General features: G+C 60.3%; 22 protein-coding genes. 21 read left to right on the top strand and 1 reads right to left on the bottom strand.

Annotation, left to right across the window (positions count from 1 at the left end; genetic code table 11):
* Position 1 precedes the first annotated feature (1 nt).
* From B5F39_RS11095 to B5F39_RS11000, 20 genes are all read left to right on the top strand, one after another.
* Positions 2-1684, top strand: coding sequence for a GspE/PulE family protein (locus B5F39_RS11095; protein WP_087367444.1), 1683 nt, complete (start codon positions 2-4; stop codon positions 1682-1684).
* 19 nt (positions 1685-1703) lie between these two features.
* Complete coding sequence (locus B5F39_RS11090) at positions 1704-2774, top strand: PilT/PilU family type 4a pilus ATPase (RefSeq protein WP_087367441.1); 1071 nt, start codon at positions 1704-1706, stop codon at positions 2772-2774.
* The gene (locus tag B5F39_RS11085) at positions 2759-3085 is read left to right on the top strand and encodes a hypothetical protein (RefSeq protein WP_087367439.1); all 327 of its coding nucleotides are present in this window, start codon (positions 2759-2761) and stop codon (positions 3083-3085) included. The genes B5F39_RS11090 and B5F39_RS11085 overlap by 16 nt, the downstream gene beginning before the upstream one ends.
* On the top strand, positions 3051-3986 hold the full coding sequence (locus B5F39_RS11080; RefSeq protein WP_143330728.1) for a hypothetical protein: 936 nt from the start codon (positions 3051-3053) through the stop codon (positions 3984-3986). The genes B5F39_RS11085 and B5F39_RS11080 overlap by 35 nt, the downstream gene beginning before the upstream one ends.
* Before the next feature lie 137 nt (positions 3987-4123).
* Complete coding sequence (gene efp, locus B5F39_RS11075) at positions 4124-4696, top strand: elongation factor P (protein ID WP_087367433.1); 573 nt, start codon at positions 4124-4126, stop codon at positions 4694-4696.
* A gap of 62 nt (positions 4697-4758) precedes the next feature.
* A complete protein-coding gene (locus tag B5F39_RS11070; protein WP_087367430.1) occupies positions 4759-5175 on the top strand; it encodes a CD1247 N-terminal domain-containing protein in 417 nt (138 codons plus the stop codon).
* Positions 5176-5214: 39 nt separating this feature from the next.
* Positions 5215-5682: an Asp23/Gls24 family envelope stress response protein gene (locus B5F39_RS11065; RefSeq protein ID WP_087367427.1), complete on the top strand. Its 468-nt coding sequence runs from the start codon at positions 5215-5217 to the stop codon at positions 5680-5682.
* A gap of 75 nt (positions 5683-5757) precedes the next feature.
* Positions 5758-6231: a hypothetical protein gene (locus tag B5F39_RS11060; protein WP_087367423.1), complete on the top strand. Its 474-nt coding sequence runs from the start codon at positions 5758-5760 to the stop codon at positions 6229-6231.
* 10 nt (positions 6232-6241) lie between these two features.
* Complete coding sequence (gene nusB, locus B5F39_RS11055) at positions 6242-6781, top strand: transcription antitermination factor NusB (protein ID WP_087367420.1); 540 nt, start codon at positions 6242-6244, stop codon at positions 6779-6781.
* Positions 6762-8018: an exodeoxyribonuclease VII large subunit gene (xseA, locus tag B5F39_RS11050; protein ID WP_087367416.1), complete on the top strand. Its 1257-nt coding sequence runs from the start codon at positions 6762-6764 to the stop codon at positions 8016-8018. Before nusB ends, xseA begins: the two co-directional genes overlap by 20 nt.
* Positions 8000-9016: an S-methyl-5-thioribose-1-phosphate isomerase gene (gene mtnA / locus B5F39_RS11045; RefSeq protein ID WP_087367413.1), complete on the top strand. Its 1017-nt coding sequence runs from the start codon at positions 8000-8002 to the stop codon at positions 9014-9016. The genes xseA and mtnA overlap by 19 nt, the downstream gene beginning before the upstream one ends.
* Complete coding sequence (locus tag B5F39_RS11040; RefSeq protein WP_087367410.1) at positions 9013-10260, top strand: adenosylhomocysteinase; 1248 nt, start codon at positions 9013-9015, stop codon at positions 10258-10260. The genes mtnA and B5F39_RS11040 overlap by 4 nt, the downstream gene beginning before the upstream one ends.
* A 3-nt stretch (positions 10261-10263) precedes the next feature.
* Positions 10264-11553 carry an amidohydrolase gene (locus B5F39_RS11035; protein ID WP_087367406.1) on the top strand — a complete coding sequence of 430 codons (1290 nt, stop codon included), beginning with the start codon at positions 10264-10266 and terminating at the stop codon, positions 11551-11553.
* A 191-nt stretch (positions 11554-11744) separates the two neighbouring features.
* Positions 11745-12440 (top strand): periplasmic heavy metal sensor, encoded by a 696-nt coding sequence (locus B5F39_RS11030; protein WP_087367403.1) that lies wholly within the window; start codon positions 11745-11747, stop codon positions 12438-12440.
* Between the two features lie 158 nt (positions 12441-12598).
* Entirely contained in the window at positions 12599-13297 is a 699-nt protein-coding gene (locus B5F39_RS11025) for a response regulator transcription factor (RefSeq protein WP_087367400.1), read from the top strand.
* 5 nt (positions 13298-13302) lie between these two features.
* Positions 13303-14697: a HAMP domain-containing sensor histidine kinase gene (locus B5F39_RS11020; protein WP_087367396.1), complete on the top strand. Its 1395-nt coding sequence runs from the start codon at positions 13303-13305 to the stop codon at positions 14695-14697.
* 18 nt (positions 14698-14715) lie between these two features.
* Positions 14716-15969, top strand: coding sequence for a TolC family protein (locus tag B5F39_RS11015; protein ID WP_087367393.1), 1254 nt, complete (start codon positions 14716-14718; stop codon positions 15967-15969).
* Entirely contained in the window at positions 15959-17164 is a 1206-nt protein-coding gene (locus tag B5F39_RS11010) for an efflux RND transporter periplasmic adaptor subunit (RefSeq protein WP_087367390.1), read from the top strand. The genes B5F39_RS11015 and B5F39_RS11010 overlap by 11 nt, the downstream gene beginning before the upstream one ends.
* Before the next feature lie 3 nt (positions 17165-17167).
* Positions 17168-17866, top strand: a complete 699-nt coding sequence (locus tag B5F39_RS11005) for an ABC transporter ATP-binding protein (protein ID WP_087367387.1) — start codon at positions 17168-17170, stop codon at positions 17864-17866.
* Positions 17863-19080, top strand: coding sequence for an ABC transporter permease (locus B5F39_RS11000; RefSeq protein ID WP_087367381.1), 1218 nt, complete (start codon positions 17863-17865; stop codon positions 19078-19080). The genes B5F39_RS11005 and B5F39_RS11000 overlap by 4 nt, the downstream gene beginning before the upstream one ends.
* A 21-nt stretch (positions 19081-19101) precedes the next feature.
* Here B5F39_RS11000 and B5F39_RS10995 read toward each other — a convergent pair whose 3' ends face one another.
* Positions 19102-20781 carry a diphosphate--fructose-6-phosphate 1-phosphotransferase gene (locus tag B5F39_RS10995; RefSeq protein ID WP_087367378.1) on the bottom strand — a complete coding sequence of 560 codons (1680 nt, stop codon included), beginning with the start codon at positions 20779-20781 and terminating at the stop codon, positions 19102-19104.
* A 325-nt stretch (positions 20782-21106) separates the two neighbouring features.
* On the opposite strand from B5F39_RS10995, the gene B5F39_RS10990 reads away from it, so the two are divergent.
* Positions 21107-22306 (top strand): DUF3084 domain-containing protein, encoded by a 1200-nt coding sequence (locus B5F39_RS10990; protein WP_087367375.1) that lies wholly within the window; start codon positions 21107-21109, stop codon positions 22304-22306.
* Positions 22307-22314: the final 8 nt, after the last annotated feature.

Below are 22314 nucleotides of genomic sequence, written 5' to 3'. Positions count from 1 at the left end.
GATGGAAGGGCGGCCGCGCTCCGTGCCGGCGCTCGGCGAAATATTGCTGAAGGACGGGGCTATTACTCGGGAGCTTTTGGACGACGCGCTTGAGCGGCGGAAAAGAACGGGGCTTAAGCTCGACGAAGTGCTGGTATCGCGCGGCTATGTCACGGAAAGCCGGATCGCGGCGGCGCTGGCGCGATCGCTCGGCCTGCCGCTTCTGACGTTCGGTGATATGCGTCCTACCGCGGAGGCGCTCTCGCTCGTTCCTGAAGGCGTCGCGGCGAGGCTCTGCGTCATGCCGCTTTTCGTTACGCCGGACGGGGGCATAGCCGTTGCGACGGCGGACCCGCTCGACATGGAGGCCGCCGACGAACTTAGGCTGCTGACCGGGCGCGAGCCGTCTCCAAAAGTCGCTGCGCGCGGCGACATAGAACGTGCCGCCGTAGCCCATTACCGCGTTAGAGGCAGCGCCGACGCCGCCGCCGCTGACGGCGGAGCCCGCGATGCCGCCTTGGAAAAGCCGGGCTCGATTGAAGCGGAAGCCGGCTCCGCGCCTGTTGCGCGGCTTGTAAACAGCCTGCTTGAGCAGGCCGCGCGCGAAAGGGCCTCGGACATACACATAGAGCCTTTGGAAGACGGGACGCGCGTCCGCTTCAGAATAGACGGCAGGTTGTCGCACGGGGCGGATATACCGCCGGCGCTGCATCCGGCGCTCGCCGCGCGCGTAAAGATACTCGCAGGAATGGACATTTCGGAAAAGCGCCGCCCGCAGGACGGGCGCATACTTTTCAGAAGCGCTGGAAACTGTATCGACGTCCGCGTTTCGTCTCTGCCGTCGATATTCGGCGAGAAAATAGTCATGCGCCTGCTGCGGCGCGGAGGCGGAGCGGCGGGGCTTGAAGATCTGGGCTTCGGCGAACGCGAGCGCCGCGCGCTTCGCGAGGCGATATCCTCGCCGAACGGCATCGTACTGCTCACAGGGCCTACCGGCTCCGGCAAATCGACTACGCTCTACTCGCTGCTCAGCATGCTCAACGAGCCGTCGAAGAACATCGTGACGATAGAAGACCCGGTAGAATATACGATAAAGGGCGTCACCCAGATGCAGATAAACGAAAAAATAGGGCTGACCTTCGGCGGCGCGCTGCGCTCTATACTTCGGCAGGACCCAGACGTGATAATGATAGGCGAGATACGCGACTCGGAAACCGCGCATCTCGCTGTGCGCGCGGCGCTCACGGGCCACCTCGTCCTCAGCACTCTCCATACCAACGATGCGCCGTCGTCCGTCGGCAGGCTTGTCGATATGGGCGTGCCGCCGTTTCTCCTCGCTTCCTCGCTTCGCGCCGTCGCGGCGCAGAGGCTGGTACGGAAACTCTGTCCGTCATGTAGAAAAAGGGCGGACGCGCGCGGTGCGGCGGCCGAGCTCGGCCTCTCCGCGGTCGGCGCCTGGGTTTACGAGCCAGCCGGCTGCCCCGAGTGCCGCTTCACCGGATATTCGGGGCGCACCGTCGTCGCCGAGATTATGCCGGTGGGGAGCGGGCTGCGGCGCATGATATACGACGGCGCTTCCTCGGACGAGCTTCGCCGGGAAGCCAGACGGTTCGGGATGGAGACGCTGCGCGAGGCGGCCCTCAGAAAAACGCTTGCGGGCGAAACAAGCCTTGAGGAAACCCTGTTCGCGACGCAGGCCGAATAACGTGTTTGGAGGAACGGACATGGCAGAATCCGCGTTTATTGAAATACTTCGCGAAGCGCTTGAACTATCGGCGAGCGATATGCATGTCGACGAGGGCGGCGCCGTGATGCTTCGCGCAGGCGGCGAACTGCGCGAGGCCGGCGCGCGAGTTTTTTCCGCCGCCGACTTCGCCGTTATGCTCGAAGAAACGCGCTGTCCCGCCGCCGGACTTTTTCGGACGGAACACGAGCTTGACTACGGCTGCACCGTAGAGGCCGGCGGCATGGACGTGCGGCTGCGCGTCAATCTCTCGTACAGCCGCGGGCGCGCCGCCGCCGCGATGCGCATCGTTCCGCCGGCGGTGAAGCGCATAGACGAGCTCGGTCTTCCGGCGGCCCTCAAAGAAATATCACGCGCCCGCAGCGGGCTCTTTCTCGTCACGGGGCCCTCCGGGGCAGGTAAATCTACGACGCTGGCCGCGATGCTGGAAGAAATCAACTCGTCGGCCCCGGCGCATATAATTACGATAGAGGATCCTATAGAATATATATTCGAGCCTAAGCGGGCCCTCATCCATCAGCGAGAGGCCGGCGGCGACACGCGAGGCTTCGCCGAAGCCCTGCGCCGCGCCATGAGGCAGGACCCTGACGTCATAATGATAGGAGAGCTCCGCGACGCTGAGACGGCCGGCGCGGCGATGAACGCCGCAGAAACCGGGCACCTAGTCCTATCCACGCTGCATACCGGGAGCGCCGTCGGTTCGTTGGAGAGAATGTGCGGATTTTTCCCGCCGCACGACCGCGGCTCCGTGCGCGCCCGGTTGGCGGAGTCGCTGACCGGCGTGATGTCGCAGCGCCTCGCGCGCCGCGCCGGTTCGGAAGGCCGCGCAGTAGCGGCGGAGCTGCTGCTGGCGACAGGCGCAGTAAAAAGCTGTATCAGAGACGGCAAAAGTTCGCAAATAAGGGACGCCATGCGCTCCGGGGCTACGTTGGGAATGCGCACGATGGAGCAGTCGCTCGCGGCGCTTTGCCGCAGCGGGACTATAACGCGCGAAGAGGCGCTGGGACTTGCATCGTCGCGCGAAGAGCTCGTCGAGTGCCTGCGGCAGTGACGCGCAGGCGGCGGGGCTTCCTGCTGATAGAGACCCTCGCGGCGCTTGTTGCGGCGGCGGTGTTCCTGACAGCCGCGGTATCGATATTCTCATCGTGCGCGGGACTTTTGTCACGCTCGCGGAGCGCCGTGGTCGCCGAAACGGCGAAGGCCGAGGCGATAGCGGAGCTGCTCTCGGGCGAAACTCCTGAAGGAGTGCTCTCCTCTGAGACCGTCTACGCCGAAGGGGTCGGGCTGAGACGGGTGACGCTGACGGGGACGGACGGAAAGGGCGGGAATGTGGTTGTCGTTCCTCAAACGAACCTGCGCTGAAGCCGCGGCCTCCGGCAGACTGCGCGCATTCGCGACTGTCGAACTGATAGTAGCGCTGACGCTCGCAGCCGCCGTCGCTCCGCCGGTTTTCGCCGGACTCAGAAACGCCGCGCGCCTTTACAGGCTTTGCCGCGACGAGCGCGTGGCGGAACGCCGCGCCGGAACGGTCGCGGCCGTGCTGAAAATGCCTCTGCGCTTCTGCGGCCTCGGCATGCCGTCAAACCCGTCGGAATATAAAAAAGCCTTCGGCTCAAAGCTCGCCGCGCCTTTCAGCTGGGACGGCGCCGTTTCCGTAGAGGGCGGACGCCTCCGCGTCGCCTACGCTTTCCCCGAAGGCTCGAGAAGCTCCGAGCCGTGCGCGGGGAGCGTGTACGATGCGTCGCCGAAGCTCACGCGCGCGCCGGATTCCGGCAGTTTCGACATGGGGCTGTGGGACAAAAGCAGCTCCGTTAAAAACTGGGTGCTCTTTCCGGACGCGTACCCGGAGAGCGCGCCGCTGACCGTGACTAACGTCTCCGGCAGTACTCTGCGCCTCCGCAGCCGAACGGAAGAGAAGTACGAAATACCGAAAGGCGCGCGCCTATTTCTCTTCCGCGCTCTCGAATGCTGGACCGACGGCGAAAAATTCTATACGCGCGACTTCAGGACCACGGGAGGGCAGCCGAGAGCCGACGGCGTGCTCGGCGCGCGGTTCGAGCTGAACGAGGAAAGAAACATGCTGACTCTCTGTCTCATGGTGCGCGGCGAGGACGCTGGGCTCGCCGGCACTCCGGTGAAAAACCGCGGATGTCCCGACGACTTCCTCGCGCTCTGGCCTCCGGGTTCTCACAGATACGCGCTGTACGCCTTCCGCTTCGTCTGGCGGCTGCCTAACGCGGGCCTAAACGCCGAAGCTCTGTGAATATGCGTCATTCGTTCATATTTCTCGCGCAAAGTTTGAAAAATACCTTCATTATATGTTATGATTTTGTTGCATAGTCAGAGATTGATGCGCAGGACGCCGCGCGCGTCCTTCAAGACGTTAGGGAGGCATAATGTATGGGACAGATAGTTGATACGAGCGATTTCCGCCCGGGGCTTAAAATCAGATGGGAAGGCGGAATGTGGGTCATCCTCGAATGCTCGCACCATAAAATGGGAAGAGGCGGGGCCATCGTCCGCGGCAAGCTCCGCAATCTTGAGACCGGATCCAGCGTGGATCAGTCTTTCAAGTCCGGCGAGCGCTTTGAAAGAATAGTGTTCGACGAGAAGCCGGCGCAGTATCAGTATCGCGACGGCGAGGACTACGTGTTTATGGATATGGAATCATACGACCAGGTCAGCCTGTCGCCGGACATCCTCGGAGACGCGGCGAAGTTTCTCGTAGACGACCTCGAGGTCAGCTTCGACATGTTCGAAGGACGCGTGATGGGCATAGAGCTTCCTAATCAGGTCACGATGAAAATAACGGACACACCGCCCGGATTCAAGGGCGACACGGCCTCCGGCGGCGGCAAGCCGGCGACGACGGAGACCGGACTGGTAGTGACGGTTCCCTTCTTCGTAGAGAACGGCGAGACCATCGTCGTCGACACGAGGACCGGGGAATACCTGGAACGGGCGAAGAAGTAGCGCAACGCGGGGGCCGGGCTTCCGGCCGCAGGCTGCCTTATTATCCAACAGGAGGGGTTCAAATGAGCGCACGTGAGAAAATAGCATATTTGAAAGGGCTTATCGACGGACAGAACTTGACGGACACGCCGGACAAGGCGAAATTTTACGCGGCACTGGTCGATGCGTTGGATTCCCTGGCTGTTGCGATTGAGGAGCATGAGGACGTCCACGAGGAGCTGAACGCCTATCTCGAGCAGCTCGACGAAGACGTGTCGGATCTCGAGGACGAGCTCGACGAACTTGAAGGCTGCGAGTGCGGCTGCCACGACGACGAGGACGATGACGACGAGTACGAGGACTTCGACGAGGAAGAGTACGAGTCCGTGACCTGTCCGAACTGCGGCAACGACTTCTATTACGAGCCGGCCCTCTACGACGAGGACGAGGACTTAGTCTGCCCTCACTGCGGCAAGCCGTTCAAGCTTCCCGAAGAATAAGGATTCCGTCAGGACATCCGCCAAAGGAGGAACCGCCGCATGGCTGACAATATGAGAGACGATTTCGCCGCAGAGGAAAAACAGGACGGTGGCCTCGGCCAGTCCAACCTCGAAGGCAAGATACGCATATCGGAGGACGTTATAGCCCAGCTCGCCACGAAGGCGCTCAACAGCGTCGACGGCGTAGCGCCGGCGAGCCCAGGCCTTATGGCTAATCTCAGGCTCGGCAGAAAGACGGTGAACGGCGTCCGCATACTAATCTCGGAAGGCGAACAGCCGGAGATAGTCGTAGACGCGTATATCACCGTGAAATACGGCCTCAGAATCCCTGACGTCTGCTGGGACGTCCAGGAGGCGGTGAAGGATCAGATAGAGCGTTTCACCGGATACGCCATCAAAGGCGTCAACATCTACGTGCAGGGCATAACCTTCGCGGAGAAGAAGGACGTCCAGGAGGGCGGGACGCCGGACGCCGAAACGGAATTCCCGAGCGTCGACGAGGCCTGATTCCACAGCTTTTGCTTATCGAAAGGCCGGTTTCAAGCGAACCGGCCTTCTTCTTTGAGAGGCGGTGCATACACGATGCTCTTTCTATGGACGACAACCAAACTAGGAAAAATCTGGATCGACGGCGACGCCGTCCGTCAGATAATAGCCAGGCGCCTTCCTCAGGAGCTGTACGTGCAGGAGGTCTCTTTCATCGGCGAGAAGGCGCTTCTGAACATTTACATCGCCGCGCCGGACGACTGGCCCGCATCTGACAGGGCTTCGCTCGAGGCTAAATTCTCCGGGCTCTTCGCCGCGTCTGGAATATCGGTGCAGGTCAACTGGATGAACGTAGCGCCGCAGGACAACAGGAAGGCGACGCCCATCTGGATGATGCCTGTGTTCTGGGCCGCAGCGGCAGCGGGCGTTACTGCGCTCTTCCACATGGGGATAGGCGGCGTGCTGTGGTCCATCTTCTTCGCGGTGATAGGCTACGGCGTCGCATGGCTTGTGCTCACCGAGGACGGCAGAAAACAGCTCTGCGCGCTTAAGGAACTCTTTAGGAGATGATTTTTTGGTAATGTCCAGAAAAACGAAGCTGCGCCACAGGGCGCGTGAAATCGCCCTGCAGCTCGTATATATGAACGACATGAGGCCCGGAGCCTCGCCTTCCGAAATGCTCGAGCTTTTCCCTGAGGACGAGGCTATGACGCTCTTCAGCGGCGAGCTGAAGCCAGACGAGGCAGACGCTCCGTCGAAGGAGGAGTTTCCGTTCGTCGGGGAGTTCGACCTGTCGCTCAGCGACGCTGAGAAGGACGAGGTTATGAGCTACGCTGCAGATCTTTTCCGCGGCGTCCGCGCCAACGGCGCGGCCATAGAAGACGTCATCCGCGTCAACATGGAGAGCAAGTGGCGTCCCGAGCGTCTTGTGTCGCTTGACAAGGCCGTCATCGCTCTCGCGCTTTACGAGGGGACTATTGCGAAAAAGGTCCCCGTCAACGTCGCCATATCCGAGGCCGTCGAGATAGCCAAGGCCTTCGGAACGGAGGAATCGGGACGCTTCGTGAACGGCGTGCTCGGACGCATAGTACGCGGCTCAGATGACGGCGGCAAACAATAAAATCATAACGGTAGACGAGATGACCGCCTCCGTAAAGGAGGCCGTATCCCGCGAACCTCTGCTTCAAAACCTTTCCGTGCGCGGCGAGCTGCTCGGCTTCAAGCTCCACACGAGCGGTCACGCGTACTTCACACTGCTTGGAGAGAATTCGCGCGTATCATGCGTGCTTTTCCGCTCGTACGCGAACTCCGTGCTCGTCTGGCCGAAGGACGGCGACGAGGTGCTCGTGCGCGGCAGGATAGACGTCTACGGAGCGCGCGGCTCTTACCAGATATACGCCGTGAGCCTGCTCCCGCTCGGAGCAGGGGCCAAGACGCGCGCGAAAGAGGCTCTTCGCATGAAGCTCGAACGCGAAGGGATTTTCGACGTCAGGCTCAAGCGCCCGCTGCCGCGCTATCCTGAGAGGGTAGCTGTCATAACGTCGCCCACCGGCGCGGCGCTTCAGGACGTGCTCAAACTTCATGCCCTGCGTTACCCGTGCGCCGAGATAGTGGTCGTTCCGAGCCTCATGCAGGGAGTAGGCGCGGCTGAGGAAATAGTCTCTGCCTTCGCGCGCGCGCGCCGCATACGCGGGCTTTCGTGCCTAATGCTCGTACGCGGCGGAGGAAACCGCGACGACCTAGATATATTCGACGACGAGCCGGTAGTGCGCGCTGTGCGGCTCTGCCCCGTTCCCGTCATAACCGGCCTCGGCCACCAGATAGACAGCACTCTTGCAGACCTTGCGGCCGACGCGGCGGCTCCGACGCCCTCCGGCGCGGCGGAAAGACTTTTCCCCGACCGCTCGGCGATATCGTCGGCCCTCCGCGACGCGGAACGTTCGATGCGCGGTCTTGTGGACGGACGCGCCGCGATGTTGTCGCGCGAGCTTGAAACCGCCGCGAAAAGCATGGATACCGCAATAAATCTGAATCACATCGCCCCGGCCTCGGCCTCCCTGAAAAGCGCGGAGGATGCGCTCGGCGCCGGAATATCCGCGAAGCTCAGGAACGAATCGTCGCGCCTCGCCTCTGACGCAGCCCGCCTCGACGGCCTCTCGCCGCTGTCGCTTCTTTCAAAGGGCTACTCGATATGCGAGGACGGAAACGGCGAAGTGCTTCGTTCGGTGTCGTCGCTCAGCGAAGGCGCGCGCCTCAGCATCATCATGAGGGACGGAACGGCCGGGGCCGTAGTAGAAAGCATATCAGGCGAAACGCCGTTTAAGGAGGACGTACAGCTATGCTGCCGCCCACGCTGAAATGGGACGGCGGCGCGCTTTATCTGCTCGACCAGCGCGCTCTGCCGCTAGAAACGAAATATCGCGTCTGCCGCGATTACAGAGAAGTCGCCGCGTCGATAGAAGACATGACGGTGCGCGGCGCGCCGGCGATCGGTGTCGCCGCGGCCTACGGCCTGGCCCTGGCCGAGAATGAGGACGAATTCCCCGAAGCGTCGGAAATGCTTGCTGCGACGCGTCCGACGGCCGTCAATCTCTTCTGGGCCATAAAACGCATGAAGGAATTCCGCGCCGCGCACGCGGAAGCAAAAAATCTCCCCGCGCTGCTTGCGCGCGAGGCCGCGAAAATCCACGAAGAAGACATAGAGATAAACAAAAGCATAGGCCGATTCGGCGCGGCCCTGCTGCCCGACGGATGCGCCGCGCTGACGCACTGCAACGCAGGCGCGCTTGCGACGGCGGGCTACGGCACTGCGCTAGGAGTTTTCCGCGCCGCCGCGGAGGCCGGTAAAAAACTGAAAATATACGCCGACGAGACGAGGCCGCGCCTCCAGGGCGCGTCGCTTACAGCCTACGAGCTCATGGCCGACGGCTTCGACGTCACCGTGATAACGGACTCGACGGCGGCCTTCCTTATGTCGCGCGAAAAAATAGACGCGGTTATAACCGGCGCGGACCGCGTGGCGGCGAACGGCGACGCGGCGAACAAAATAGGCACCTACGGCCTTGCCATAGCTGCGAAGCGCCACGGCGTGCCGTTCTACATCGCGGCTCCGCTCTCGACGTTCGACACAAACTGCCGCTGCGGCGCGGATATACCGATAGAGGAGCGCGCAGCCGACGAGGTGCGTAAAATCGGGGACAAATGGCTTACGCCGCCAGACGCTAATGTCTGGAACCCCGCGTTCGACGTTACGCCGTCGGAACTCATAGCCGGAATAATAACGGAACGCGGAGTGATTCGCGCGCCGTATAAGGAAAATATAGAAAAAATATTTCTGGAGGGAAACGCGAAATGAGAAACGAATTCAGGATAGCAGATATAGCGCTCGCGCCGGAGGGGCACCGCCGCATGGAGTGGGCGTGGGAATACATGCCGGTGCTTAAGCTCATAGCCGAGAAGGAGGCCGCGGGCCAGCCGCTCGCTGGCGTCGTCGTCGGAACCTGCCTGCACCTCGAGGCCAAGACCGCCTGCCTCCTTAAAGTCCTCCATCAGCTCGGCGCGACCGTCGTCACCGCGGGAAGCAACCCGCTCTCTACGCAGGACCCGATCTGCGCCGCTCTCGTCGAAGATGGCGTGCATGTATTCAGCCGCCGCGGCATGAGCGCCGAAGAATACAGCGACAACATACGCGAGATGCTCAAATGGGACCCGCAGGTGATAATTGACGACGGCGGAGACGTCGTATCGATGGTCATAGAGGAGCGCCGCGACCTCATCAAGAACATCATGGGCGGCTGCGAAGAGACTACTACCGGCATCAAGCGCCTGCGCGCCATGGCGGCGGAAGGCGTGCTGCCTTTCCCGATGCTCGCGGTCAACGACGCGCAGAGCAAGCACCTGTTCGACAACCGCTACGGCACGGGGCAGTCGGTCTGGGACGCGATACTTCGCACCACGAACCTCATAGTCGCGGGCAAGAACGTCGTCGTCGCCGGCTACGGCTGGTGCGGCAAGGGGACTGCTAAGCGCGCCGCGGGACTCGGAGCTCGCGTCATCGTAGTCGAGGTAGACCCGCATAAAGCGCTCGAGGCGCTCATGGACGGCTTCGAAGTCATGGACATGAACGCCGCGGCGAAGCTCGGCGACGTCTTCGTCTCCGTGACGGGCAACACGAAGGTCATCCGCCGCGAACATTTTGAGAAGATGAAGGACGGCGTGCTGCTCGCGAACGCGGGGCACTTCGACGTGGAAGTCTACGTCCCCGACCTTAAGGAAATGGCGGCGGAAGTGCGCCGGTCGCGCGACAACATAGACACCTACGTCATGCCCGACGGCCGCAGGCTTCACCTGCTCGGCGAAGGACGTCTCGTGAACCTCGCGGCGGGCGACGGCCATCCCGTCGAGATAATGGACCTCAGCTTCGCCATGCAGCTTCTTTCCGCTCTCTACATAAGCTCGCACAAACTCGAGCCGGGACTCTACAATGTGCCGGAAGAGCTCGACCGCCGCATAGCGGAACTCAAACTCGAGTCGCTCGGCATAACGATAGAAAAGCTCACGCCCGAGCAGGAAGAGTACATGGCGAGCTGGAGAGAATAAATAATGGGCAAACTCTATAAAAACGTAGTCGTCTGGGACGCCGAGTCGGAAAACGCGCGCCTCTGCGACGTGCGCACGGAGGGCGCGGAGTTCGCAGCCGTAGCCCCGGCCGGGACGCTCGAGGGCGAAGCGGCCTTCGACGGGCGCGGGACCACGGCGCTGCTGCCCGGCTTCGTAAACGCGCACGGACACGCGGCGATGACTCTGCTGCGCGGCCTCGGCGAAGAGCTCGCGCTGATGGACTGGCTTCAGAAAAAAATATGGCCCGTCGAAAACAAGCTCGACGGCGACATGATATACATGGGGACGCAGCTTGCGCTGATGGAGATGCTCTCGACCGGTACGACCTGCTTCGCGGACATGTATTTCTTCATGGACCGCGTAGCCGAAGCCGCGCTCGACGGAGGAATGCGCGCCGGACTCTCCCGCGGCATAGTCCCCGATGAGAACGGCGGACGCGGGCGGCTCGACGAGAACCTGAAGCTCGCGCACGACTACGGCGGCGCGAAGGGGCTCATAAACGTGCAGCTCGGTCCGCACGCGCCGTACACGGTTCCGACGGCCTTCATGACGGAAATAGCCGCGGCGGCGAAGGAAAACGGCCTCGGCGTCCAGCTCCACTGGCTTGAGACTAAAAACGACTGGCCTCTATCCGACGGCTCGAAGACCATGGACCCGGAAGAATATCTAGAAAAAACGGGGCTGACGGAGGCGAAGCACCTTCTGCTCGCGCACTGCGTCTGGATGGAAAAAGAGAAATTCCAGTTCTACGCGCGCCCGAATATAACCGTAGCCCACAACCCTAAGAGCAACTGGAAGCTCGGCAGCGGCACGGCTCCCGTCTGCGCGATGGCGGCGGCGGGTATCGCCGTCGCTCTCGGCACGGACGGCGCGTCGAGCAACAACCGGCTGGACATGTGGGACGAGATGCGCTTCGCGGCGCTCGCGCAGAAAGGGGCGAACCTCGACCCGACTCTGCTGCCGGCGCGCGACGCGCTGCGTATGGCGACCGTCGCCGGGGCGCGCGCCCTCGGCTTTGAAAAAACCGGCCTCGTCAGGGAGGGCTGGACCGCCGACTTCATGCTCGTAGACCTCGACCGGCCTCACTACGTCGGCTGGGATCTGGAAAACCTCCCCGGCTGCCTGGTCTACGCGGGAAGCTCCGCGGACGTCGCCGCGACTGTCGTTGCCGGCGAAACTCTCTATGAAAACGGAAATTTCGCACGCCTCGATAAAGAAAAAATAACGGCGGAGGCCAACGCCGCGCGCAAGCGTCTCACTGCACAGGCGTAACGCCCGCCGCGCTCAGAAATTTACAAAAGCCCCGGCACGTCCGGGGCTTTTTCAGTGCGTCCGCCCGCTTCGCGTGATCACACAAAATCTCCATAAATCGTTCATAAAATCGTCATAGCCTCTTGTTATCATAAACACGTCAAAGGGAACCGGACGACGGGCCGGATGAAATACAGAGGAGGAACAAACGAATGAAATTCAAAGTTCTGGGAGCTTTTATGTTAGTTTTGGGAATAGCCGGAGCCGCCGCGGCCTATCCGCACTACGGTTACGGATACGGAGCGCAGGGGCCGCGCGGAGATTGGCGCGGGCCGAGGCCGGAGCTGAGCCAAGAGGACCGCGCGCACTTCGACGCGATGCGCAAGATACGCACGGAGATCCGCGACGAACTGAATAAGGAGAAGCCGGACAAGCAGCGCGCGCGCACCCTCTTCGCGAAGGAGCTCGACCTTCGCCAGGAATACCGCGAGAAGGGCTTCCGCGACTGCATAGAGAATCACGACCACAGCCGCGGACGCTGCGGATGGATCGCCCGCCACGACAGGCGCATGGGCTACGGCAACACGGCGTGGGTGAACTTCATCAACGAAATCAGCAAGGACAACCCGAACAAGGTGCGCGCATGGGAATATTTCAGCGAAGCCGAGAAGACCTACCGCCAGTTTGAGACGGAGCGCTTCAACGCGATGCTCGACGACCCCGACGGATGGCGCGGCTGGCACGGCGGTCCCCGCGACGGGCGCTTCGGACCGCGCGGCGGATGGAACGACGGACAGCGCGACGGACGCTGGGCTCCCCGCCACCACTGGGGCGGACACTACCGTCCGGGCTGTGGCCCAGACGGTTGGCACGGAGGCCCGCGCTGCTGGGATGGCCCCGCGTACTAGAAACGGTAAATTTTGAATCGGACGCCCAAGCGGCGCTCCGGCGTCCGGCGGGAAGCTGCGCATAAAGTTTGGGCGGATTCTAAAATCCGCCCAAACTTATACAAACTTATAGGCGAATACATGAAAAAGAGAATATAATAGGGGGTCGGAGAATCCTAATGAGAGACGGTGACGGCATGAGAATACTTATCGTAGAGGACGAACGCGCCATAGCAGAGGTCGAAAAGGCTTACGTAGAGCGTGACGGATATTATGCCGAGATAGCCTCGGACGGGCTGGAAGGCATCGGCAAATTCAGAGAGAAGCCCTTCGACCTCGTGATTCTCGACCTTATGCTTCCCGGTATGTCCGGGCTCGACGTCTGCCGCGAGATACGGCGCGTCTCGAACGCCCCGATAATTATGGTGACTGCGAAGAGCGGAGAGGACGACATAGTAGCGGGGCTCGACGCGGGCGCGGACGACTACGTGGTGAAGCCGTTTTCCCCAAAGATACTGATGGCCCGCATCAGGGCGAACCTGAGAAAGAGCGGCTCGTCCGAAGATTCCGGCTCGGAACTCATCCGCGTCGGAGACGCGCTCGTCATTGACCCGCAGAATCTCACTGTCAAGAAGAACGGCGCGGAGGTTTCCCTGACGCGCAATGAATTTATGATTTTATCAAAAATGGCGGCCCGCCCCGACAAGACGTGGAGCCGCGACGACCTTATAACCTACGCGCTCGGCTACGAATACGACGGCTTCGAGCGCTCGATAGACAGCTACATCAAGAACATACGCAAAAAGCTCTCTGACCCGGAGCACGAGAACGGCTTCATACGCACAGTCCACGGCTTCGGCTATAAAATATCGGAATAGACGGCATGAAGCACTCGCTCCGCTCGCAGCTCATATTCCAATACATGGTCATCGTCATCGTCTGTATGCTCGTCATACCGACGGCGATCTCCAACCTGCTCGAATGGCAGTTCAAGAATTTCCTCGACGAGCGGCTCGACGAGTACGAGAACGAATTTTCCGAGTATCTCGCCTCGGCCTACGCTGAAAACGGCTCGTGGCGCGGACGCGGGACGCTGCCGCGCGGCTCTAACTTCCTTCGCTGGCCTGTGGCGATGGTGCAGATAACCGACTCCGACGGCGGCGTGGTGCGCGTCTACCGGCGTTTCGCAGTTAAGCCAGGCCCGATGCACGGCATGGGGCACCACCGCGGAGGCATGGCTCAGGCGGAAATAGAAGGGCTTATGGTTCGCCATAAGGAAATCGTAGTCGGAGGGACGACCGTCGGCAAGGTCAGCTTCTTCGTGCTGCCTTTCAACAAGAGCCCCGAAAATAAATTTTTGCAGCAGTTCAACAAAATCATGTATTACGCCGTCGCCGTCATGCTGATAATAGCGGCGATGATAGCCATATTCATGGCTAACAGGATAAGCAGGCCTGTGCTCGACGCGGCGCGCCGCGCGCAGCAGATAAGTATGGGAAAATACGCTGGCGAAGAAAACCGCGGCGCTTCCGACATCACAGAGCTTCAGACGCTTATCGAAAGCGTAGACCGTCTCGGCAAAGGGCTTGAAGAGCAGGAAGAGCTGCGCAAGCGGCTGATGAGCGACATCGCGCACGAGCTCCGCAACCCAGTCGCGGTGATAAAGTCCCACCTCGAGGCGATAGAGGACGGCGTATGGGAGCCGACACCCGAAAGGATACGCCTTACGGTCAGCGAGGTGGACAGGCTTTCGCAGCTTATATGCGAGGTCGAGAAGCTGACTCTTATAGAGGGCGCGGGGCATTCGCTCTCTATGGAAGAGACCGACGCGTCGTCGGTCGTCGAAAAGGCGGCTCTCGTATTCGACCCGCTCTATAAAAACAAGGGCGTCGAACTTAAGCGCGAAATAGAGCCGAACGTCATGACGCTGATGGACGGCGCGAAGATGCGCCAGGTGGTCGAAAACCTTCTCTCGAACGCACTGCGCTACACCGACCCAGGAGGCTCCGTAACGGTCTCGATGAGAGGCGCCGAAAAGGAGATAACTATCTGCGTGGCGGACACGGGGATCGGCATAGCGGCCAAGGACCTCCCGTACATATTCGAGCGCTTTTACCGCACCGACGTGTCGCGCGCCCGCACGAGCGGCGGAATAGGCATCGGCCTCGCGATAGTGAAGGCCATCGTCGAGGCGCACGGAGGCACGATAGAGGTGGAGAGCGAGCCGGGGAAGGGAAGCCGGTTCACAGTTAGGATACCAAGGAGAAATTACCTGTAAAGGAGTTGGCGCAGACTGATGAAATTAAAAATACTGCCTCTGGCGGCGGCTCTGACGCTTCTGTTCTCGGCTTCATCGTTCGCGGAGCCTCTGACGATAGAAGAATGTCTCGCGACCGCGATGAAGAACAACCCGGACCTGACCGCCGCGCTTGAAATGCTTAACGCCGAGCGCACGACGATAAACCAGGCCGCGGCGCCCGGCAGGCCGCAGCTCTCGGCCGGAAGTTCCTACAGACGGGGCGGCAGCGGAGACGACCATTCCGGCTACTACGACACCAGCATAGGCGTAGACCAGTCTATAAGCGACTGGGGACGGCGCGAGACCAACATCCGCCGCGCGCGCCTTTCTACGGACGCGGCCCGGGCGGACTATGAAGAGACCGTGGACACGGTCATTCAGAACGTCTACAGCGCCTACTACCTGCTCAACAGAGCCGTGCGCGACGTCGAGATAGCGCGGACGCGCTACGACAACTACCAGAAACGCCTCGACTGGGCACGTTCGTATTACGAGGTCGGCACGAAGGCCAAGATAGAGGTCACGAACGCGGAAGCCGACCTCGCATCGTCGAAGCTGACTCTGGTCCGCGCGCAGAGTTCCGTTGAACAGTACCGCGCGCAGCTCGCAAACGCGATGGGCGTGCCTCTCATGGCGATAACGGACGTCGTAGACATCCTCGACTACGAGGAGTGGGGGATCGGTCTCGACGAGGCCGTATCGGCGGCGATGAAGGAACGTCCCGAAATAGCGGCGAAAAGGCTGCGCGTCGAATATGCGGCGGAGAACGTCACGCTTCAGATGAAAGGGCTGTCGCCGTCTCTGTCGGCCTCCGCCGGGTACGCCTTCGGCGATAAGTCGTATTTCGACACCGACGAGTGGTACGCGCAGCTCTCTCTCTCGATACCGCTGACGGACGGCGGACTTACGAAAAGCCGCGTCGAGCAGGCGCGCGCGCAGCTCCGCCAGGCCGAGGCCGAGCTCACGAGCCTCGAAAATTACGTTACGCTCGAAGTGCGCACGGCGTGGGAAGATCTGCGCCAGGCCAAAGAATCCCTGACCTCCGCGCAGGAAGCCGAACGCGCCGCCAAAGCGACGCTCGACCTCGCGCTCGGGCGCTATCAGGCAGGCGTCGGCGACAATCTGGAAATATCAGACGCGGTGGACAGCTACGCCGTCGCGTCTACGAACACCGTGCTCGCGCTCTACGACTGCAAGAACGCGCGGCTCAACCTGGAAAAAGCAATAGGAGGGCTGGAATATGGCAAATAAATTTTCGGCGAAGGGCGGAAAATTCAAATTCGCCGCGGCGTTTCTGATAATCGCGGCAGCGGCCGGAGGCGGGGCCTACATGTGGCTCAACCGGGCCCCTTCGATACAGTATAAGTCCGTGCCTGTGGTGCGCACTACGCTGCAGTCCACGATACAGGCTACGGGGACTCTGAATCCGGTCGAAACCGTAGACGTCGGTACGCAGATATCGGGCACGATAAAGGAGCTGTTCTTCGACTATAACAGCGAGGTCAAGGCCGGGCAGCTCATAGCGCTGATGGACTCGGCGACTCAGACCGCGGCGGTCGCTCAGCAGGAAGCGCAGCTCGCCTCCGCCAAGGCCGACGTGCTAGACGCGGAAGCCGCGCTCGAGGTGGCGGCGAAGGACCTCAGACGCACGGAAGAGCTGGCGAAGCGAGACCTTATAGCGAAGGCCGACGTCGATTCCGATATGAGCACGTGGCTGCGCGCCAAGGCGAGCCTCGAGGCCGCCAAGTCGAGAGTGCAGCAGTACGAGGCGTCGCTTGAATCGTCGAAGATAACGCTGGGCTATACGAAAATATATTCGCCAGTAGACGGCGTCGTAATAGCAAAGAACGTCGAAGAGGGACAGACGGTCGCAGCGAGCTACCAGACGCCCAGTATAGCCGAGATAGCGCGCGACCTAACCCAGATGCAGGTAGAAGTCAACGTCGACGAAGCCGACATCGGCGGAGTTCACGAGGGACAGGAAGCGGAATTCACCGTAGACACATTCCCGCGAGACTCGTTCAGCGGCAGCGTCTCGCAGGTCCGCCTTTCTCCGACTTCGGAGGACAATATCGTCACTTACACTGTCATCGTCAAGGTAGACAACCCGGACGGCAAGCTGCTGCCCGGCATGACCGCCAACGTATCTCTGATACTCGACAAGCGCGACGACATCCTAGTCGTGCCGAACAGCGCCTTCCGCTTCAAGCCCGTGAGCGCCAGCCAGAGCGTCGAAGTCGGCCCGCCGCCGGGACCGGGAGGACGTAAAAGCAACGTCGCGGAAGTAACGGCTCCGACTGTCTATCTGCTCAACAACAAAAACCAGCCGGTCAAAGCAGAGGTAGAACGCGGCATCACCGACGGGCAGAATACGGAGGTCGTCTCCGGCCTCGAGGAAGGCCAGCGCGTCATAACCGGCGTGATCCTGCCGAAAGAGGACGCGTAAAAAATGGCTCTCGTCGAGCTGAAGGACATACGCAAAAGCTTCAATCTCGGCGGCGAACCTGTCGAGATACTCCACGGAGTAAACCTCAAAGTCGAGAGAGGGGAGTTCGTCGCGATGATGGGGCCGTCAGGCTCAGGCAAATCGACGACGATGAACATACTGGGCTGTCTCGACAGGCCTACGTCCGGCGAATATACGCTCGACGGCGTGAACGTGGAGGATATGGACTCCGACGAGCTCGCGCACATCAGGAACAGCATGATAGGCTTCGTCTTTCAGGGCTTCAATCTGCTGTCGAAGACCTCAGCGCTCGAAAACGTCGAGCTCCCGCTGCTCTACGCCGGCGTACCGCGCGCCGAACGTCATGAAAAGGCGAAAGCGGCCCTGATAGAGATGGGGCTGGCGGAGAGGCTGTACCACGAGCCGTCGCAGCTCTCCGGCGGGCAGCAGCAGCGCGTAGCGATAGCGCGCGGCATCGTGAACCGCGCCCCTATACTCATGGCGGACGAGCCGACTGGAAACCTCGACTCCAAGACCAGCGACGAAATAATGGCGCTCTTCACGAGGCTCAACGACGAGGGGATCACGATCATCCTCGTCACGCACGAATACGACGTGGCGCTCTACGCCAAGCGCATCCTTCACTTCAAGGACGGAGTGATAATGAAGGATGAGATAAACGAAAGGAGGACGCTCTCATGATAGCTCTGCCGGAAGTATTTTCAGCATCCGTCACGGCGCTGCGCCGCAACAAGACGCGCTCGATGCTCACGGCCCTCGGCATCATCATAGGAGTCGCGGCGGTAATAGCCGCCTTCGCCGTCGGGGCCGGCGCGAACAAGAGCATCGACGAGCAGATATCCTCCTTCGGAAGCAACTTCATAATGGTATTCCCCGACCGCTCAGCGCGTTCCACCACTGGCGTCACCCGCTATCTGACATACGACGACGCGCAGGCGATAGCGAAGGAAGTCTCCGGCATCGACGCAGTCGCGCCGATGATAAACCTCAGCGCCGTCCTAATATACGAAAACACCAACTGGGAGACGAGCGTCGTCGGAAGCACGTCGGAATACTCCTACGTGCAGGACTGGAGCCTCGCCTACGGGCGCGACATCAACTCAAGCGACGTGCGCCAGGGGGCTAAGGTCGCGGTAATAGGCGCTACGGTCGAGGAGAAGCTTTTCCCCGGCGTCAGCGCTATCGGCAAGTCTATACGCGTCAACAAAATCCCGTTCACTGTCGTAGGCGTCTACGAGGCGAAGGGACTTTCCGCGATGGGAAGCGATCAGGACGACTTTGTCCTAGTTCCGCTCACCGCTGCGCAGCGCCGCCTCGTCCGCTGGCGCACCGCGGGACGCATCGGAAACATCTACATCAAAGGCGTCTCCATGACTGCGCTCAGCTATATCCAGAACGAAACCGAAGCGCTGCTGCGCGAGCGTCACAAGATAAAGCCGGGCGAACCGGACGACTTCGCCGTGCGCAACGTCTCGCAGATGCTTGAAGCGCGCCGTAAGACGACGACAATAATGTCGATGCTGCTCGGTTCCATAGCCTTCATATCGCTAGTCGTCGGCGGCATAGGCATAATGAACATCATGCTCGTCTCCGTCACGGAACGCACCCGCGAGATAGGCATCAGGATGGCCGTCGGCGCGACGGAGCGCGACATACGTATGCAGTTCCTCATCGAGGCCGTAGTGCTCTCCATGATAGGCGGCACGATAGGGATAATGGTCGGAGTGGCCGCCGGCTACGCGCTCGCCTCGTTCACCTCTGCTCCGCCTATATTCACCCTCGTCTCCATCCTGCTCGCCTTCGTATTCTCGGCGATGGTCGGAGTAGGCTTCGGCTACTATCCGGCTTACAAAGCCTCGCTGCTTAACCCGATAGACGCGCTGAAATACGAATAAAGGATGAAAAAGAGGGGCCTCTCAGCCCCTCTTTTTCATCCTTTCCGTCTGCTCTAGCTCGAGCGTCTTCGTGACCGCGTCGCAGACGCTCGGCGGGCCGTAATATTGAATGGCGCCGGGGAAGGTGTAGCATGTCTCGACGGCCCAGCGTCCGCGCCTCTCCGCGAAATAACGGAACGGCGCGCCGTTCAGATCGACGAGGGATTTTTTGATGACCGGCTTAAGCCTGCCGCTCCGGCGTTCGAGATTCATCATACCGGTCAGAGGGACGCCTCCCGCCCTCCACTCCGCGGCTGGACGCGCAAGATTGGAAATCGTCGAAAGATATCCTGTGTAGCTGTAGCTTATGAGCATAAAAGCGTTGTAGCCGAGCGAATAGCAGTAGTCCGCGTCGAAATTAGACGGGAAAGCGCAGCGCCCCTCGTATCCGAAGAAATGGCTGAGCGGGCTGAACTTGCCGTGATAGATCTCGTCGTGCTTCAGCTCGGCGAGCCGCTTTCGCACAAGCTCTATCAAAAGTTTCTCAGTCTCTATCCTGGAAAGCTGAACGTTGCCGTGCTGGTCGCGGTCCATAAGAAGCTGGTTCTGAATGTTCGACGGCAGCAGCGTGAACACTTTGTACGACGACGGCGAAAGCAGCGTTTCGAGGTAGGCGTACTTCTTCCATCCCGCGCGCGCGGCGAGCTCTTCGGATTTAGACGCGAGGACGTCGTTCAGCTCGGCGATGAGGTCCTTCAGCTCCGGAACGAATTCGATAAGGCTCTCGGGGACGATGACGACTCCGAAATTGTCCCCGCGTTCGGAGCGCGCGCATACGGAGCGCACTATCTGCTCCGTTATCTCAGTGAAGCTAGTCTTCTTCGCCTCTACCTCCTCGCTTATAATGCAAACGTTCGGCTGCGTGCGCAGCGCGCATTCCAGCGCCACGTGCGACGCAGAACGTCCCATGACCTTTATGAAATGCCAGTACTTGCGCGCCGAGCAGGCGTCGCGTTCGATATTGCCTATAAGGTCGGCGTAAGTCTTCGTCGCCGTGTCGAAGCCGAAAGATATCTCGACGCCCTCGTTCTTCAAATCTCCGTCGATAGTCTTCGGACAGCCTATCACCTGTATGCCGGCGTTCTCCCGTACGAAATATTCCGCGAGCATCGCGGCGTTCGTGTTCGAATCATCGCCGCCGATAACGACGACCGCCGATATACCCAGCTTCGCGCACACCTCCGCGGCGATTTTGAACTGTTCCTCGGTCTCGAGCTTGGTCCTCCCAGAGCCTATGATGTCAAAGCCTCCGGTGTTTCGGTAGCGGTCTATCAGATCGTCCGTAAACTCAATACAGCTTCCTTCAAGCAGGCCGGAAGGGCCGTTCTTGAAGCCGACGAGCCTGTTCGCCGGGTCGGCCTCCTTGAGCGCGTCGTACAGCCCCGTTATTACGTTGTGCCCGCCTGGGGCCTGCCCGCCGGAAAGTATGACGCCGGCGTTGATCTTCTTCTTCGGCGCGCAGTTGTCGCCTTTTCGGAAATATACGCGGTTCATGCCGAAAGTGTGAGGGAAAATATTCCTGATGGCCTCGCAGTCGGATGACGGAAGCCACGGTTCCCCCTCCGCGGCGATAATTCCGCACATCCCGTGCGTGTATATCTCCGGCAGCTTCGGCTTATATTCATAACGCGCCGTCTGAAGCGGCGATAAAACAGATTCCATTGCCTTTCCCCCTTCCGCCGCGCCGCGCGCCCGGAGTGACCAGCTTATACGATCCGTTTTCCGCCGGGCGGCGGCGAAGTGTTCAAAAAAATACGCGGCGTCATCCGCGCGTCATTGGCATAAAAAAGCGTCGAAAGCCACACAGGCCGTTCCAATCAATAATTTTACCACCGATTCTAAAATTTATAAGAATTGTCGCGCGCTCTTCGGCGCGTATTTCACGGATATCGCCGCTCTTCCGCCATCTCCACAAAGCCGACACAATCATCTGATATAATACTTCAAGTGAAACGTGAAAATATTGTTTTAACAGAGAGGTCTTCATTTGTTTGAGATATTTAGGGAAATGAACTGGATACTGCTTGGCTCGCTTATAGTCGTGAGCGCGCTCGTCTCCTGGGCCGGAGACGTCATCGGAATGCGCCTCGGCAAAAAACGCATAACATTTCTGAAGCTGCGCCCGAAATACACGTCGCGGATAATATCGGTCCTGACAGGCGTAGGAATAGCGGTAGCGACGCTCCTCGTGCTGAGCGCCGCCTCGGAACAGGTGCGCACGGCCCTATTCAGCATGCAGTTCGTACAGCGCCAGCTCACCGACCTTACCGCCGAACTCCAGAAAAACCGCGACACGATGGGGCAGATGGAAATCGACCTGTTTGAAAGCAGAGGAGACCTGGCAGAAAAACAGGAAGAACTCACACGCATAGAAGCGCAGCTCAAAGAAGGAGCCAACTCCCTCGCCGACGCGCGCCGCCAGTTGGAGGAAATGCGCTCGACGCGCGCAAAAATGGAAAAAGAGCAGGACGCCCTGCAGCGCGAGAACGACCGGCTGATGAAAGAAAGCACGGAACTCGCCGCCTCAGTCGAACAGATGAAAAAAGAATCTGAAACGCTGAAATCAGGGATACAGCGCCTGCGCGAAGGGCGCATCGCCGCGCTGTCCGGCGAGATACTAGCTCAGGGAGTGCTGACCGGACCGACGATAACCCCAGAACAGGTCGACCAATACATATACAGGCTTAGGGGCGAAGCGCGGGCGCTGCTCGCCTACCGTTTCGGCAAAAGGCCGGAAGCCGTAAGCCTTCCGAACCTGACCGTTGAATCTCAGCGCCTCGTAAAAGACAGAGTCGCCAGAAACCCCGGGCGCTGGCTGCTGCGCATCGTCGCCGAAGGCAACGCGGTCGAGGGGGAGGCCGTAGCCTCGAAGCTTGAATGCTACCCCTCGAGCCTGATATACAGAGAAAACGAAGTCTTATACACGCACACATTCGCACCGGAAACGCCAAGACAAGACATCGAAGAGGTCGTATTCCAGGCGCTCAAGACCTTGAACCAGAATGCTGTGAACGACGGCATACTGCGCGACCCCATATCAGGCAACGTCGGCTCTATAGACACCGCTGAATTTCTGGACGCGCTTGACCACATAACGGAAGTGGAGAATAATATCAACCTTGAAATCGTCGCCGCTAGGGACATATACACGGAAGGCCCCCTGCGTGTCCGATTCATACTAAAATAAAAGTGTGA

This window comes from Cloacibacillus sp. An23, from assembly GCF_002159945.1.
In the GTDB taxonomy this organism is placed as follows: Bacteria; Synergistota; Synergistia; order Synergistales; family Synergistaceae; genus Caccocola.
The sequence above is the reverse complement of the archived record's forward strand: the minus strand, read 5'-3'. Positions and strand labels throughout refer to the sequence as shown.